Origin of the sequence: Streptomyces sp. URMC 127, assembly GCF_051386535.1 — a bacterium.
In the GTDB taxonomy this organism is placed as follows: Bacteria; Actinomycetota; Actinomycetes; order Streptomycetales; family Streptomycetaceae; genus Streptomyces.
The window spans coordinates 1-15,852 of sequence record NZ_JBPQTW010000035.1; the positions used below are offsets into that span (position 1 = coordinate 1).

9 protein-coding genes are annotated in these 15,852 nt (G+C 73.9%); 3 read left to right on the forward strand and 6 right to left on the reverse strand.

The genetic code is table 11. The features are described from left to right. Nucleotides 1-2,915: beta-N-acetylglucosaminidase domain-containing protein (locus ACSNOH_RS11205; RefSeq protein WP_436721098.1), on the reverse strand; the 2,915-nt coding region annotated here is incomplete at its 3' end. Between the two features lie 207 nt (nt 2,916-3,122). Between ACSNOH_RS11205 and malQ the strand changes: the two genes are divergently transcribed. From malQ to ACSNOH_RS11220, 3 genes are all read left to right on the forward strand, one after another. Beyond that, complete coding sequence (gene malQ / locus ACSNOH_RS11210; RefSeq protein WP_436721099.1) at nt 3,123-5,234, forward strand: 4-alpha-glucanotransferase; 2,112 nt, start codon at nt 3,123-3,125, stop codon at nt 5,232-5,234. A gap of 109 nt (nt 5,235-5,343) precedes the next feature. After that, nucleotides 5,344-5,550, forward strand: coding sequence for a hypothetical protein (locus ACSNOH_RS11215; RefSeq protein WP_078660181.1), 207 nt, complete (start codon nt 5,344-5,346; stop codon nt 5,548-5,550). Nucleotides 5,551-5,744: 194 nt separating this feature from the next. Then, nucleotides 5,745-6,719 carry an acyl-ACP desaturase gene (locus ACSNOH_RS11220; RefSeq protein ID WP_436721100.1) on the forward strand — a complete coding sequence of 325 codons (975 nt, stop codon included), beginning with the start codon at nt 5,745-5,747 and terminating at the stop codon, nt 6,717-6,719. Nucleotides 6,720-7,215: 496 nt separating this feature from the next. Here the strand turns inward: ACSNOH_RS11220 and pepN are convergent, their stop codons facing one another. The 5 genes from pepN to ACSNOH_RS11245 all read right to left on the reverse strand — a co-directional run bounded on the left by pepN (nt 7,216) and on the right by ACSNOH_RS11245 (nt 15,802). After that, nucleotides 7,216-9,795, reverse strand: coding sequence for an aminopeptidase N (gene pepN / locus ACSNOH_RS11225; RefSeq protein WP_436721101.1), 2,580 nt, complete (start codon nt 9,793-9,795; stop codon nt 7,216-7,218). Between the two features lie 129 nt (nt 9,796-9,924). Then, nucleotides 9,925-10,953, reverse strand: a complete 1,029-nt coding sequence (locus ACSNOH_RS11230) for an aspartate-semialdehyde dehydrogenase (RefSeq protein ID WP_436721102.1) — start codon at nt 10,951-10,953, stop codon at nt 9,925-9,927. Between the two features lie 122 nt (nt 10,954-11,075). Further along, nucleotides 11,076-11,363 carry a carboxypeptidase-like regulatory domain-containing protein gene (locus tag ACSNOH_RS11235; protein ID WP_436721103.1) on the reverse strand — a complete coding sequence of 96 codons (288 nt, stop codon included), beginning with the start codon at nt 11,361-11,363 and terminating at the stop codon, nt 11,076-11,078. 24 nt (nt 11,364-11,387) lie between these two features. Next, a complete protein-coding gene (locus ACSNOH_RS11240) occupies nt 11,388-12,305 on the reverse strand; it encodes a trypsin-like serine peptidase (RefSeq protein WP_436721104.1) in 918 nt (305 codons plus the stop codon). Nucleotides 12,306-12,496: 191 nt separating this feature from the next. Then, nucleotides 12,497-15,802, reverse strand: a complete 3,306-nt coding sequence (locus ACSNOH_RS11245) for a S8 family serine peptidase (protein ID WP_436721105.1) — start codon at nt 15,800-15,802, stop codon at nt 12,497-12,499. Nucleotides 15,803-15,852 lie beyond the last annotated feature (50 nt).

Sequence of the window (15,852 nt, forward strand, 5' to 3'; positions counted from 1 at the left end):
GGGGTTCCGGGGGCACCCTGCAGGGGGTGGAGGCGTACGAAGCGGGTGTCCGGTGCGTCCATGCGCACGGTCTCCGTCCCGCCGGCCCCCGCGCCCCGGGCGGCCTCGCGCCAGGTGCGGCCGTCCGCGGACACCTGGACGCGGTAGCCGGCGGCCTCCTCGCCGCCCCGCCCGTCCCGCTCTTCCCGCCAGTGCAGCACCAGCCGCCCCAGCCGTACGGGGCGGGCCAGCTCCAGCTGCCGGACGTCCCCGCCCGGGGAGCTCAGAGCCGCACCGCGCGCGAGGTCCGGCCCGCCGGCCCGCGGCCAGGCCCGCACGGTCAGCGTGCGCTCCTGGTCGCCCAGGCGCACCGGCACGGTGAAGGTGCGGGCCGGGCCGCCCGCCGGGACCGCCAGCTCGATCCGGGCCGTGGCGACGCCGCCGCGCGCCACGCTCACCTCGGCCGGGGCCGTGACCCGCACGCCGTCGGGCGCCCGCACGACGAGCTTCTCCCGCACCTGCTCCGGCCGCCGGTTGATCATCCGTACGTCCACCGCCGCCGGGGCCCCGCCGAGCTCGGCGTCCGCCTCGCTCCGCGTGAGCTCGACGTCCGCCGAGGGCGTGTCCGCGAACCAGGGGGCGATCTCGTGGACGGGCGGCGGGGCCCCTCCTTCCCCGTCCCACACCACCCGCAGCGCGTCCGCCTTCAGACCCTTGCCCGGCAGCTGCGTCCAGCCGCCGTCGGACACCGCGCCCAGCGGCTGCCAGCCCTTGGCGGCGTCGTGCGCCCAGGCCGTGCCGCGCGCGCCCGGCGCCGGGGCGGTGAGCACCGTGACGGCCGTCAGCGGCCGCGGCCCGTCCAGCCGTACGGTCAGCGGCTCGCCCGCGGCGCCCGTGAACGCGGTGGCCGGGTCGCCGTCGGTCGCCGCGCCCGCCGAGCGCACCGGCCGGTCCACGCCCGTCCAGCCGTTCGCGCGCGCCAGCGCCTTGTCCAGGAACGGCGTGAGCACGCCCTTGCCGACCGTCACCGGGCTGTCCTTGATCCGCTCGCGCAGCCGCTGCACGTCCAGCTGGGCCCGCCAGGCCTCCGCGCCGTCGCCGCGCGCCTGCGCCAGCAGCATGTCCAGCGCCCGCGCACCCGCCTCGCCGTGCCGCGCGAGTTGCGCGAGCCACGGGCCGACCTCGTCGCCGAAGTCCTTCGACAGGCGCCGCGGCGCGTCCCGCATCGTGCCGAAGGCCGACCGCAGCCGGTCCGCGGCCGCGTCCCGCGCCGCCGCGTCCGTCCCCGACAGGGCGGCCCAGAAGGCGTCCAGCAGCGGGCGCAGGTACGCCGACTCGTCGCCGCCGAGCACCGACGACGCGTCGTTGCCCGCCAGCGCCCGCAGCGCCTCCCGCGTGCGCGCGTCCGGCCCGGCCAGGTCGTCGACCGCGGCCCGCCACGACTCCTGGGGGCGGTAGCCGCGCGGGTTCCAGGCGTAGTCGGCCGCCGTGAACAGCGGGATCCGCGAGACCGCGGCCTGGGACGAGGCGTTGGCCAGCAGCGCGGCGGAGCCGGCCGCGACGGCCGGCTCGCGGCCGGTGTACGGGCCGAGGAAGATACGGTCCTGCGCGAAGTCGTTGACCGGATAGTTGTCCATCGTCACCAGAGGGTGCCCGAACGCCGCACGGGCGTCGGCGATTTCGCTCCCCGTGATGGTCCTCGGCACCACCCCGACGCCCGTCCACGCCACCTCCACGCGCGGGTCGAGCCGCTCGGCGAGTGCCCGCCGGAACGCGGTCCGCCCGTCCTGGTAGTACTCGGTGGGCAGCAGCGACAGCGGGGCCGCCTCCGCTCCCTTCGCCGCCAGGTGCTCCGCCAGCGCGCCCGCCACCTTCGCCTGCGCCTTCGCCGCCGCCTTCGGCCCCGACCCGAACGCGTCCGCGTCCGCCCCGCAGTGCCACTCGCTGTAGCTCACGTCCTGGAACTGCAGCTGGAACGCCCGGAAGCCCAGCGCCCACATGCCGTCCACCTTGCGCTTGAGCGCCCGCAGGTCCTCCGCCGACGAGAAGCACATCGCCTGTCCCGGAGCCACCGCCCAGCCCAGCGTCACGTGGTTGCGGCGCGCCCGCTCGGCCAGCTCCCGGAACTCCTCGCGCTGCGCCGCCGGGTAGGCGGCGCGCCAGCGGGCCTGCCGGTACGGGTCGTCGCCCGGCGCGTACAGATAGCGGTTCTGCTTGGTGCGGCCCATGAAGTCCAGCTGCGCCAGCCGCTGCTCGCGCGACCACGGCTCGCCGTAGAAGCCCTCGGACAGGCCCCGCACCGCCGTCCCCGGCCAGTCGCGGACCACCGCCCCCGCGAAGCCCTTCGTGCCGCCGCGCTCCACCGCCAGCTGACGCAGCGTCTGCACCGCGTGGAACAGCCCGTCGTCGCCCGCGCCCGCGAGCGCCGCCGTCGGCCGGCCCGCCACCTGACCCGCCGCCAGCCGGTAGCCTCCGGCCGGCAGGTCCCCGGCCTCCGGCGCGCCCAGCGCCCGCAGCGCCTCCTCGGCGCCCCGCCCGCCCGCGTAGACGATCAGCCCGCTCGGGGGCGGCGTCCCGCCGGGGGCCGCGTCCACGACCGTACGGGCGCCCGCCGCGCGCAGCACGTCGCGCAGCGCCTCGACCGCGTACGGGTCCGTGCCCGGCTCCGTCATCAGCGTGACCTCGTCACCGGCCGGGACGAACGAGCCGAGCGCGCGCGCCGCCTGGGGCCGCGGCCACACCGGCGGCAGCGCGCCGTCACTCTGCGGGTCGGGCGCGGCAGCGGCGGCATCACCCGGGCCGGGCGCCGCAAAGGCCCCGGGCGCGCCCGCCAGCAGGCCGCTGAGCAGGGCCGCCGCCAGGACGGTCACCCCGGCGCGGCGGGGGCGCACGGGCCCGTGGCCGCCGGGTGAGGAGTCGCTGCCCCGGAAGTGCACGGCCGTCTCCCTCGCCTCGCGGTACTCCGGACGGGGGCGAGCCCATCACCAGCCGCTGAACGTGTCAACGCACCTGACCGAAGTGCCTGTATTGCCCGGCGCGTCGACGCCGAAAGCCCGACGTCCGCGGGTGAACGGAAATTCGAGTGGTGTCCCGCCGCCCGGCGGCGGGTACGGCCTTCGGCACGGACACCTGCGGAGGTGGTGATGGCCGACGTGCTCACGGCCAGGGCGCGGCTCGCCGCACTGCACGGCATCGCGACGTCCTACGCCCCCGCGCCCGGCCGGACCGTGGAGGTGCCCGAGGACACCGTCGTCGCCGTCCTCGCCGCGCTCGGCGTCGACGCCGCCACGCCCGCCGCCGCGCGGGAGGCCCTCGCCGCGCGCGAGGAAGCGGACCGGCGCAGACTCCTGCCCGCCACGGTCGTCGTGCGCGCGGGGCGCGGCGCGCTCCCGGCGCTGCCGCAGGGCACCGAGGCGTGCGTGGAGACGGAGGACGGCGCCGTCCTGGTCCTGGACGGCACCCGGCCTCCCGGCGCGCTCCCGCTCGGCACGCACCTGCTGCGCGCCCACGCCCCCGACGGCCGCTCCGCCGCCGCGCCCCTGATCGTCGCCCCGGACCGGCTGCCCGCCCCGCCCGTCCGCGGCCACGGCTTCCTCGTCCAGCTCTACTCCCTGCTGTCCGCCCGCTCCTGGGGCATGGGCGACCTGGGCGACCTGACCGCGCTCGCCGCCTGGTCGGCCCGCGCCTTCGGCACGGACTTCGTCCAGGTCAACCCCCTGCACGCGGCTGTGCCCGGCGCCGCCGGCGCCCCCACCGACCCCTCGCCCTACCGGCCCTCGTCCCGCCGCTTCCCCGACCCCGTCCACCTGCGCGTCACGGACGTGCCCGAGTTCGCCCTGCTCACCGGCGAGACGCGCGAGCGCGCCGGGGCGCTCCTCGGCCGGGCCGCCGCCCTGCGCGACGCCGTGCTCGACAAGGGCGAGCTCATCGACCGCGACGCCACCTGGGAGCTCAAGCGGCGCGCCCTGGAGCTCGTCCGCTCCGTGCCGCTCGCCCCCGCCCGCCGCGCCGCCTACGACGCCTTCGTCACCGAGCAGGGCCGCGCCCTGGAGGACCACTGCACCTGGAACGCCCTCGCCGAGGTGCACGGCCCCCACTGGCGCTCGTGGCCCGGCGGGCTCGCCGACCCGCGCTCCGCCGCCACCGCCCGCGCCCGCGCCGAGCTGGCCGGCCCCATCGGCTTCCACCGCTGGCTCGCCTGGCTCACCGACGAGCAGCTCGCCGCCGCCCAGCGCGCCGCCCGTGCCGCCGGCATGCGCGTCGGCCTCGTCCACGACCTCGCCGTCGGCGTCCACCCCTCCGGCGCGGACACCTGGGCGCAGCAGGACGCCTTCGCCGCCGGCATGTCCGTCGGCGCGCCGCCCGACGCCTTCAGCCCCCGGGGCCAGGACTGGGGCCTGCCGCCCTGGCGCCCCGACGCCCTGGAGGCCAGCGGCTACCGCCCCTACCGCGAGCTGCTGCGCGGCCTCCTGCGGCACGCCGGCGGCCTGCGCGTCGACCACGTCATGGGCCTCTTCCGGCTGTGGTGGGTGCCGCAGGGCGCGGAACCCACGCGCGGCACGTACGTCCGCTACGACCCCGGGGCCATGCTCGGCGTCCTCGCCCTGGAGGCGCACCGCGCGGGCGCCACGGTCGTCGGCGAGGACCTGGGCACGGTCGAGCCCGGCGTCCGGGAGGAACTGGCCGAGCGCGGGGTGCTCGGCACGTCGGTGCTCTGGTTCGAGCGGGACTACGCCGCCGAGCCGGCCCCGCCCCTGCCGCCCGGCCGGTGGCGCGCCGGGTGCCTGGCCACCGCCACCACCCACGACCTGCCCAGCACCGCCGCCCGGCTCACCGGCGACCACGTGGGCCTGCGCCACCGGCTGGGGCTGCTCACCCGGCCGCTCGCCGAGGAGCAGCGGGAGGACGCCCGCGAGGTGGGGGAGTGGCTGGAGCTCTTCGAACGGCTCGGGCTCCTGCCGGAGGGGCGGCGCGGTGATCGCGGCGAGGAGTACGTGGAGGCGTTCGTGCTCGCCGTCCACCGCTATCTGCTGCGCACCCCCGCCCGCCTGATAGGCGTCTGGCTGCCGGACGCCGTCGGGGACCGCCGCCCGCAGAACGTCCCCGGCACGTGGGACGAGTACCCCAACTGGCGGCTGCCCGTCGCCGGGCCCGGCGGGCGCCCGCTGTCCCTGGAGGAGCTGATGGCCTCGCCCCGGCTGCGGGCCCTGATGGCCGAGGTGGGAGCGCGAGCGGGGGCCTGGCCCGGGGCTTAGCCCCACCCCCGGGCGCGCGGGGCTCTTATGCTCCCGATATCTTGAGGCCGTGAGCACTAAGAACAAGAACGCCGTGCGAGCCGGTGCCATCTCGGCCGGCACGCTGCTGATGCTGCTGATGTCGTCCCCCGCGTTCGCGCTCACCCGCGACGACGGTGACGACCCGGGTCCGGGCCTGAGCGTGATCAACACGCTCGGCCTCTACGTCGCCGCGCCGATCGTCCTCTTCCTGGTGATCGCCGGCCTGACGATGGTCGCCGCCAGGCACTCGGACAACCCGCACACCGTCGACACCCACCACCCGCGCACGCGCTAGCCGCCCCGCCCTTCCGCTTCAGCCCGGTGCCCCCGGTCCTCTCCAGGACCGGGGGCACCGGGCTTTTGCGCGTGTGTTCCCGCGTGTGTTTCCGGCCTCATTTCCGGAAGGAGGGATTTCGCTTTACGGCCCGCTTAACCTACGGTGTCGTAACCTACGCAGCCGTAAGTACGATCCTTCCCCTGGAGCTGTCCGTGACCATCGCCCCCCTCCGCCACCATGCCCGGGCCGTGTGGAGCGACAGCCGCCTGCTGTACGCGCTCGAAGAGGTCGTCGAGACCGAGCTCAACCGGCACCTGAAGGCCGCCAAGGAGTGGATGCCCCACGAGTACGTGCCCTGGAGCCAGGGCCGCGACTTCGACGGCGTCATGGGCGGGGAGGCCTGGGCCCCCGAGCAGTCCAAGGTCACCGACATCGGCCGCACCGCGCTCGTCGTCAACCTGCTCACCGAGGACAACCTCCCCAGCTACCACCACGAGATCGCCCAGCTCTTCGGCCGCGACGGCGCCTGGGGCACGTGGGTGCACCGCTGGACGGCCGAGGAGGGACGCCACGGCATCGTCATGCGGGACTACCTGCTCACCTCGCGGGCCGTCGACCCCGTCGCCCTGGAGCGGTTCCGGATGTCCCACATGAGCGAGGGCTTCGAATCCGACAACCGGCACAGCATGCTGCACTCGGTGGCGTACGTCGCCTTCCAGGAGCTCGCCACGCGGATCTCGCACCGCAACACCGGCCGCCACTCCGGTGACCCGGTCTGCGACCGGATGCTCGCCCGCATCGCCACGGACGAGAACCTCCACATGGTCTTCTACCGCAACCTGCTCGGGAAGGCGTTCGAGCTGGCCCCGGACCAGACGATGGCCGCGGTCCGCGACGTCGTCGTGGGCTTCCGGATGCCGGGGCACGGCATCCCCGGCTTCGAGCGGGCGGCCGCGCAGATGGCCATCGGGGGCATCTACAACCTGCGCATCCACCACGACGACGTCCTGCAGCCGGTGCTGCGCTTCCTGAAGGTCCTGGACATCACGGGCCTGGGCCCGGACGGCCTCCGCGCCCAGGAGGAACTGGGCCTGTTCATGAGCGGCCTGGACGACCAGGCGACAAAGTTCGACGAGCGCCGCGCGGCGCTCCTGGCCCGACGCGCGGCGCGCGCGGAGCAGGCCTGAGGCCACCGGGTCAAGGGTGCGGCGCACCCTTGACCCCGCCGCGGCGGCGATCAGCCAAAACGGCGCGGTCCGGCGGTGCCGTACGTCCTCCGGACGGGCCAGGGGTCAAGGGTGCGGCGCACCCTTGATTCCGCCGCGGCGGCGATCAGCCGAAACGGCGCGGTCCGGCGGTGCCGTACGTCCTCCGGACGGGCCAGGGGTCAAGGGCGCCTGCACCCTTGACCCCGCCGCGGCGGCGATCAGCCACAACGGCGTTGACCGGCGGTGCCGGACTCGGCTGAGCCCGTACGGCACCGCCGGACCGCGCCGCGGTGGTTTCTCGCCGTCGCGGCGGTTCCAAGGGTGCGCCGCACCCTTGACCCGATCCCGGTCCGGAGGACGCCCGGCACCGCCGGATACCGCCGCTTCGGCTGATCGCCGCCGCGGCGGGAAGTGAGGGGTGCGCACCCGGCACCCCTCACCTCCCCCGGACGGGGGAACCGTCGCGCAGCGAGCGTCAGCTCGCCGCGCCCGCGGCCGCGTCTGCCGCCTGCGCCCGGAGCGCCCGCTCCACGCCCGAGCGGGACTCCATCACCAGCCGCCGCAGCGCCGCGTTCGGCTCGGCCGAGGACAGCCACGCGTCCGTCGCGTCCAGCGTCTCCTGGGAGACGAGCAGCGCCGGGTACAGCCCGACCGCGATCTGCTGTGCGATCTCGTGGCTGCGGCTCTCCCACACCGGCTTGACCGCCGCGAAGTACTTCTCCGCGTACGGCGCGAGCAGCTCCCGCTGGTCCGACTGGACGAAGCCGCCGATGACGGCTTCCTGCACGGCGTTGGGCAGGGCGGCCGACTCCACGACCGACTTCCACGCGGCGTCCTTCGCCTCGGCCGTGGGCCGGGAGGCCCGCGCCGCCGCCGCGTACCGCTCGCCGGCGGAGGTCCGGTCCCGCTCCAGCTCCGCCGCGATCGCGGCCTCGTCCGCGCGGCCGGTCGCCGCGAGGCGGCCCAGCAGGGCCCAGCGCAGCTCGGTGTCGACGGCGAGGCCGTCGATCGTGCGGGTGCCGTCGAGGAGCCCCTGCAGCAGGTCGAGCTGCTCGTCCGTGCGGGCCGTGGCGGCGAAGGCCCGCGCCCACGCGAGCTGGTGGTCGCTGCCGGGCTCGGCGGACCGAAGGTGCGTGAGCGTCGCCTCGGTCCACCGGGCGAGCCCGGTGGCGCGCCACTCGGGGGCGGCGTAGAGGTCGAGGGCGAGCTTGACCTGCCGCTGCAGCGACTGGACGACGCCGATGTCGGACTCCTTGGCGATGCCGGAGAGGACGAGCGCGAGGTAGTCGCGGGCGGCGAGCTCGCCGTCGCGGGTCATGTCCCACGCGGAGGCCCAGCACAGGGCGCGCGGCAGGGACTCGGTGAAGTCGCCGAGGTGGGCGGTGACGGTCGCGAGCGACTGGTCGTCGAGGCGGACCTTGGCGTAGGACAGGTCGTCGTCGTTGAGCAGCACGACGGCCGGCCGGGCCTTGCCGGCGAGGGCTTCGACGGGCGTCAGCTCGCCGTCGACGTCGAGCTCCACGCGCTCGGTGCGGACGAGCTTGCCGCCCTGCAGCTCGTAGAGGCCGATCGCGATCCGGTGCGGCCGGAGCGTCGGCTCGCCCTTGGCGCCGGCGGGCAGCGCGGGCGCCTCCTGGCGGACGGCGAAGGAGGTGATGACGCCGGACGCGTCGGTCTCGATCTCCGGGCGCAGGACGTTGATGCCGGCGGTCTCCAGCCACAGCTTCGACCACGTGGTCAGGTCGCGGCCGGAGGTCTTCTCCAGCGCGCCGAGCAGGTCCGCGAGGCGCGTGTTCTTGTAGGCGTGCTCCTTGAAGTACGCCTGGACGCCGCGGAAGAACGCGTCCTCGCCCACGTAGGCGACGAGCTGCTTGAGCACGGACGCGCCCTTGGCGTAGGTGATCCCGTCGAAGTTGACGAGCACGTCGTCCAGGTCGCGGATGTCGGCCATGATCGGGTGGGTGGAGGGCAGCTGGTCCTGCCGGTACGCCCAGGTCTTCATGGAGTTCGCGAAGGTCGTCCACGCGTGGGGCCAGCGCGAGCCGGGGGCGGAGGCCTGGCAGGCGATCGAGGTGAAGGTGGCGAACGACTCGTTCAGCCACAGGTCGTTCCACCACTCCATGGTGACCAGGTCGCCGAACCACATGTGGGCCAGCTCGTGCAGGATGGTCTCGGCCCGCGTCTCGTACGCGGCGTCCGTCACCTTCGAGCGGAAGACGTACTGGTCGCGGATGGTGACCGCACCGGCGTTCTCCATCGCGCCCGCGTTGAACTCCGGCACGAACAGCTGGTCGTACTTGGGGAACGGGTAGGCGTAGGCGAACTTCTCCTCGAACCAGTCGAAGCCCTGCCGCGTCACCTCGAAGATGTGGTCCGCGTCCAGGAACTCGGCCAGCGAGGGACGGCAGTAGATGCCCAGCGGGATGCTGCGGCCGTCCTTCTCGTACGTGCTGTGCACGCTGTGGTACGGGCCGGCGATCAGGGCCGTGATGTACGTGGAGATCCGCTGCGTCGGCGCGAAGCGCCAGACGTTGTCGTCCGGCCGCTCGGGGGTGGGCGAGTTGGAGATGACCGTCCAGCCCTCGGGCGCCTTCACGGTGAAGGTGAACACGGCCTTCAGGTCGGGCTGCTCGAACGAGGCGAAGACACGCCGCGCGTCCGGCACCTCGAACTGCGTGTAGAGGTAGGCCTGCTGGTCGACCGGGTCGACGAAGCGGTGCAGGCCCTCACCGGTGTTGGTGTACGCGCAGTCCGCGACGACCCGCAGCTCGTTGCGGCCGGCGACCAGGCCGGTCAGCGCGATCCGGCTGTCCGCGAACACCTCGGCCGCATCGAGCGGGGTCCCGTTCAGCACGACCTCGTGCACCGCGGGCGCCACCAGATCGATGAACGTCTCCGCGCCCGCCTCGGCCGCGTCGAAGCGCACCACGGTCTCGGAGCGGTAGGTGCCCCCCTCCTGCGCGCCGGACAGATCGAGGTCGATCTCGTACGAGTCGACGGTCAGCAGCGCCGCCCGCCGCTGCGCCTCTTCGCGGGTCAGATTCGTTCCAGGCACCTGGGCATCTCCTTAACTTCGCGACTTTCCGGCCATCCTTCCACGAGGGGTGCTCCAAGGTCACCGGACCAGCGCGAAGGGCCGGGCACCCCGGAGGGTGCCCGGCCCCGGACGGGGTGCCCGCCGGCGTCAGCCGCGCAGCTCGGCCGCCACCAGCTCCGCGATCTGCACCGCGTTCAGCGCGGCGCCCTTGCGGAGGTTGTCGTTGGAGAGGAAGAGCGCGAGGCCGTGCTCCACGGTCTCGTCCACGCGGATGCGGCCCACGTAGGAGGCGTCCTTGCCGGCCGCCTGCAGCGGGGTGGGGATCTCCGAGAGCTCGACGCCCGGGGCGTCCTTCAGCAGCTCGTAGGCGCGCTCGACGCCGATGGGGCGCTCGAAGCGGGCGTTGACCTGCAGGGAGTGGCCGGAGAAGACGGGGACGCGGACGCAGGTGCCGGAGACCTTCAGGCCCGGGATCTCCAGGATCTTGCGGGACTCGTTGCGGAGCTTCTGCTCCTCGTCGGTCTCGAAGCGGCCGTCGTCCACGATCGAGCCGGCCATCGGGAGCACGTTGTAGGCGATGGGGCGCTTGTAGACGCCGGGCTCGGGGTAGGCGACGGCCTCGCCGTCGTGGGTGAGCTCGGGCGCCCGCTCGCCGACCGCGCGGACCTGGCCGTCGAGCTCGGCGACGCCGGCCAGACCCGAGCCGGACACCGCCTGGTAGGTGGTGGCGACGAGGGCCGTCAGGCCGGCCTCCTCGTGCAGCGGGCGGAGCACGGGCATCGCGGCCATCGTGGTGCAGTTCGGGTTGGCGATGATGCCCTTGGGGCGGTCCTTGACCGCGTGCGGGTTGACCTCGGAGACGACCAGCGGCACCTCGGGGTCCATGCGCCAGGCCGAGGAGTTGTCGATCACGACGGCGCCCTGTCCGGCGACCTTCTCGGCCAGGGCCCGCGAGGTGGCGCCGCCGGCGGAGAAGAGCACGATGTCCAGGCCGGAGTAGTCGGCCGTGGCGGCGTCCTCGACCGTGATCTCCTTGTCCTGCCAGGGGAGGACGGACCCGGCGGAGCGCGCCGAGGCGAACAGGCGCAGCTCGCTGACCGGGAAGGCCCGGTCGGCGAGGATCTTGCGCATGACTCCGCCGACCTGCCCGGTGGCTCCGACGATTCCGATCCTCATGAGGGCTCCCTACTCATGTACATCACATGCAACCTGCTGCCAGGGACGAGCCGCCCGGGCGCGCCGGTTCCATCATGTGATGAGACCCGCCCCAAAAGTCCAATCCTTTGTGCGGGGAGCCGTCAGGTCGGGCGCAGCTCCACCCGGACCTCGGCCGGGCGGGCGGCGGCGGCCGCGGGGACCCGCACCCGGGCGGTCGCCGTGCCGCCGTCGCCGCGGCACACGAGGGTGTAGGTGCCCGCGGCCGGGGCGGTGAGCGCGAAGCGGCCGTCGCCGCCGGTGACGGCCGCGATGTCGGGCACCGGCACCGGCCCGCCGGTGAGGGCCACGCGGGCGCCGGCGACGGGCGCGCCCGCGGCGTCGCGGACCGTGCCGCGGATCACGCCGGCGGGCGCGGAGGGGATGCTCATGAGCGCTCGGTCATACGGGTCGGGTCACGCCTTCCAGGCCACGAAGTTGTTGTAGACCGGCGTGGTGATCCGGGTCCCGGAGTTCACCCGGGCCCCGCCGTACGCGTGGACGGCGACCCCGTACCGGTCGTTGCCGATGATCCGGTAGACGGAGCTGCCGCTCTGCCCGCCGAAGGTGTCGATGTCGTAGTACACCTTGCGCGGGCCCACCGAGTCGATGCGGCGCGCGTCGTACCAGAGCGTGGCGTACGGCTTGTCGGCCGGATAGCCGGCGATGTTGCCGGTGACCTGGAGCAGGTCCGCGTCGGACCAGACGCCGAAGCCGAACCAGCCGGTCTGCGCGCCCAGGTCCGTGGGCAGGATGATCGCGCCGTAGTCGTAGTTCTCGTCGCCGTTCGCCGTCCAGCCGGTCACCGACCGGAAGCTCGTGCTGACGACCGGGCCGTAGCAGATCGTGCTGCCGTTGCGCCCGGGCCACACCCTGATGCTGCGGACCCAGCCGTCCCGCCCGGGCACACCGCTGTTCTTGATGAAGACCACGTGCCCGGCGGTGGCGATCGTGTGCGGTCCGATGAACCAGCCGGTGCCGAGCCAGGCGCTGCCGTCGGCGGCCGTGATCTCCAGGAAGCAGTGCACGCGCCAGGGGTAGAGGCAGGTGTTGGTGATCTGCACCCGGTCGTCCGGCGGGTGGACGGTCTCGGGGCCGGTCAGCGGCCCGAAGGAGGCCTCGCCGATGTCGGGGAGGGGGCCGCCGAAGCCGTCGGCGGCCTCGGGCGCCTCCGGGAGCCGGTAGCCCTCGACGGGCTCGGTGCCCGTCGAGCTGCCCGGGGCGGGCTCGCCGCCCTCGCCCGCGCCGGGCGGCTGGAAGACGGGCTGTCCGTCGGCGGGCAGCAGGCCCGCCGGAGGTTCGCTGGAGACGGGGGAGTGGGGGTCCTGTGCCATGGCGTGTCCGTCCCTTCGACGGCGAGGTCCGCAGACCGCATCGAATGGGGCATAAGCGCACCCGGCGTACGAATCTGCTCCCGGAAGGCGGGCCACGGTAGGAGCGCCCAGAGGTGCAAGAAAGGGCACTCGAAGCGCGCGAGGGGCGGGCGCCCATACCGTGCGCCCGCCCCTCCCCTCTGTGCGTACGGCTAGCCGGTGACCTTCTCGATCTTCACGCTGCCGTTCCCCGCGACCGTCCCGGCCGCGTTGACCAGCTGCACGTCACCGAAGAAGGACCGCCCCTCGGAAGCCGCCCCCGCGACCACGACCTCCGCCGTGACCTGCGCGGACTGCCCGGCGCCGAGCTTGACCGCCGCACCGTCGCCGACCTTGATCTCGCCCAGCGAGGGCGCGAAGTACACGTCGCGGTAGTCGTAGGCGGTCGAGCCCGCGGGCACCGAGTAGCCCGTGACCTCGATGGTGTACTCGCCCGCCGCCGGCTTGGTCAGGCTCACGAGCTCGTCGGAGCCGCCGCTGGTGGAGGAGCCCACGGCCTTGCCGTCCTTGTAGACGGTCAGGTCGAGGTCGGCCTTGGCGTCCGCGGTGCCGCCGATCGCGGCGTCGAAGCGGCTGACGCCCGCGCCGAGCGTGACCTTGGTGACCTGCTTCTCGCCCTCCTTGATCACCGGACGGGCGATCTTCGAGGAGCCGAGCTGGCCGCCCTTGAGCTTGCCGTCCAGGGCCGCGAAGCCGTTGACGGCCTTCCAGGACACGGCCGCCGGGGTGCCGATCTTCGCCTCGGGCACCGTCTGCGTCGCCGGGTCGAAGGTGACGCCGAGCGCGGTCGCGGTCAGGGTGTACGGGTTCTCCAGCAGCGGCGAGGTGCGCCGCGACTCGACCTCGATCTCCCAGACGCCCGGCAGCGGGTTGGCGTAGCTGCGCAGGTCGGGGCGGCACGTGTTGGCCGGGTTCGGGTAGTTCGGGTAGCAGTTGACGGTCGAGGTCGGGTCGACCGGCACGCCGTACGGGTTGATCGCGATGAACCGCGTCTGGCTGTCCTTGGCCAGGCCGCCGAGCGCGACCTCCAGCGTCTTCGCGCCCTTCGGCACGCTGACGAAGTACGAGGTGGAGGCGTTGCGCACGGCCGTGGCGGTCTTCTTGACCACGTACGAGGGGGCGGCGACGGGCTCCGCGGCGACGACGGTCGCGAGGACCTGCTTGTCGATGCCCTCGGTGCGGTCGTCGTCCACGGTGAGGATCGCGCTGTGCAGGCCGGCCGTCTTCGCCTTGGCCCTGACCTTGACGGTCACGGGCTTGTTCAGCGGCAGCTTGACCTCGTCGTCGCCCTCGATCTTGAAGGTGCCGTCGTTGTTGCGCCACTTCAGCTCGTGCCACACGGCCTTGTCCGGCCCGGAGGTGCGGGTGATCGTGACGTCGTACGTACGGGTCTCGCCGGTCTTCAGGCCGCCCTCGCGGTCGTAGATGCCGGTGCCGTACCCCGGCGTCTTCAGCGCACCGGACAGCGCGGTGGAGACGGGGGCCTTCACGGTGTAGTCGTGGGCCGTGGCGCGGTGGCGGAGCGCCTCCCACGCGTCCTCGATGTTGATCAGGCCCGCGCCCTGCTCGTAGGCCTGCACGCCCTTGATCTGCTTGGCGGTGCTGGTCAGCGCCGTGCGCAGGTCGGCCGGGGTGAGCTTCATGGCCTTCTGCTTCGCGGCCGAGATCAGCAGCGCGGAGGCGCCGGCGGCCTGCGGGGAGGCCATCGAGGTGCCCTGCAGCATGCCGTAGCCGGGCGGCAGGTCGTAGCCGGCCTCCTTGACGGGCGCGCCCGCCTCCCAGGTCGGCGTCGTGTTGATGGACGCGCCCGGGGCGGTGATCGTCGGAGTGAAGCCGCCGTCCTCGCGCGGGCCGCGGGAGGAGAAGGGCATCATCGCGTACTTGGTCTTCACCTCCGAGCCGTAGTTGGCCGCCCAGGTCTCCTTGGAGACGGACGCGCCGACGCTGATGACCTTGTCGGCCAGGCCGGGGTCGCCGATGGTGTTGGCGCCGGGACCGCTGTTGCCCGCGGAGATCACGAGCTGGACGCCGTAGGTGTCGATGAGGCGCGTGTAGAGCTCGGAGCGGGCGTTGTTGCCGTCGTTGAGCGCGGGCAGGCCGCCGATCGACATGTTGACGATGTCGACGCCGCGGTTGACCACGAGGTCGATCATGCCCTCGGTGAGGGCGACGTTGGTGCAGCCGCCGCTCCAGGTGCAGGCCCGGGAGGAGACGAGCTTGGCGCCGGGCGCCGCGCCGTTCATCTTCCCGCCGAAGAGGCCGTTGGCCGCGGTGATGCCCGCGACGTGCGTGCCGTGCTCGGACTCGATGACGCCGATGTTGACGAAGTCGGCCTTCTTGCCGATCCAGTCGCCGCCCTTGGGGTCCATCGGCACGTCCTTGCGGATCTGCACGACGAACGGGATGCGCTCGGCGATCGGCGTCTTCGGGTCGTCCTTGCCGAAGTAACCGACCTGGAAGCCGTCCTTGTAGGGCTTCAGCTCCTCGTCGTCGGTGAAGTTCCCGTCGTCGCCGAGGTCGACGCGGACGGTCCCCTTCGCCTTGTCGTAGAGGACCGCCCAGGAGTCGGTGGTGTCGCCGTCCCGGTTGAGGTCGCCCTTCATGTCGCCGCCGGCGGTCACGTTCTCCCGGAAGAGGGCGACCTGGTAGGCGCCGTTGCCGGGCGCCGTGTAGCTGCGGCCGTTGAACGAGAAGGACGGGCCGGAGACGTCGGACGTCATCGGCAGCCAGGTGCCGTCCTGGTCGGTGAGCGGGTCGGTCGCGGTGACCCAGTCGGTGATCTTGCGCTCGCCGGTGGTGGTCTTCTGCAGCGCCGGGTGGCCCAGGTCGATGCCGGAGTCCAGGATGCCGATGGTGACCCCGCGGCCGTCGGCCTTCGGGTGGTCCTCGGCGAAGTCCACGGCGCCGGTCTCGAAGGCCGGCTGGTAGGGGTTCTTCGCCGGGGTGTCCTTGCCGGGCCCGGGGTAGCTGCCGGCCCTGGCGCCGCGGGCGCCCTCGGCCGCGTCCGCGCGCGGCGTCGGGTCCGGCAGCTTGATCTTCTGCTTGAGGTCGATGCCGTGCACCGAGCCCAGCTTCTGCGCCTCGGCGATGGCGGCGTCGGCCTTGCCGGTGGGCACGGTGGCCCGGACGTAGCCGAGCTTGTCGTCCGTGCGGCCCACGGACGCGCCCTTGATGGCGCCGAGCTTGCCGGTGACCTGGCCGGTCTGCCCGGGAGCAGTGGCGATCATCATGGTGACCGTCTTGTCGCCGCCGGCCTTGGCGCCGGCGAGCAGGGCGGCGTCCTGCGAACCGAGCTTGTCCGCCGGGGACTTCACCGGGCCCGGGGCGGGCAGCGGGTCGTCGGCGAAGGCGGGCACGGCGCCCGCGGCCGAGAGCGCGGCCACGAGGGAGGCCGCGACGGCTATTCGAGCCGTGCGTCTGGATCCGCCGGAGCGGGGGGTGCGGGATTCGGGGGTCATGACCATCCCTGGCTGGAAATTGACGTGAAGGCACCGCTGAACAGCGGACG

Bases quoted from the DNA above. Each gene is read 5' to 3' on its own strand.
- ACSNOH_RS11240 (WP_436721104.1), bottom strand. From the start codon at position 12,305: ATGGCACAGGACCCCCACTCCCCCGTCTCCAGCGAACCTCCGGCGGGC.
- ACSNOH_RS11230 (WP_436721102.1), bottom strand. From the start codon at position 10,953: ATGAGGATCGGAATCGTCGGAGCCACCGGGCAGGTCGGCGGAGTCATG.
- ACSNOH_RS11215 (WP_078660181.1), top strand. From the start codon at position 5,344: ATGCTGCTGATGTCGTCCCCCGCGTTCGCGCTCACCCGCGACGACGGT.
- ACSNOH_RS11235 (WP_436721103.1), bottom strand. From the start codon at position 11,363: ATGAGCATCCCCTCCGCGCCCGCCGGCGTGATCCGCGGCACGGTCCGC.
- malQ (WP_436721099.1), top strand. From the start codon at position 3,123: ATGGCCGACGTGCTCACGGCCAGGGCGCGGCTCGCCGCACTGCACGGC.
- ACSNOH_RS11245 (WP_436721105.1), bottom strand. From the start codon at position 15,802: ATGACCCCCGAATCCCGCACCCCCCGCTCCGGCGGATCCAGACGCACG.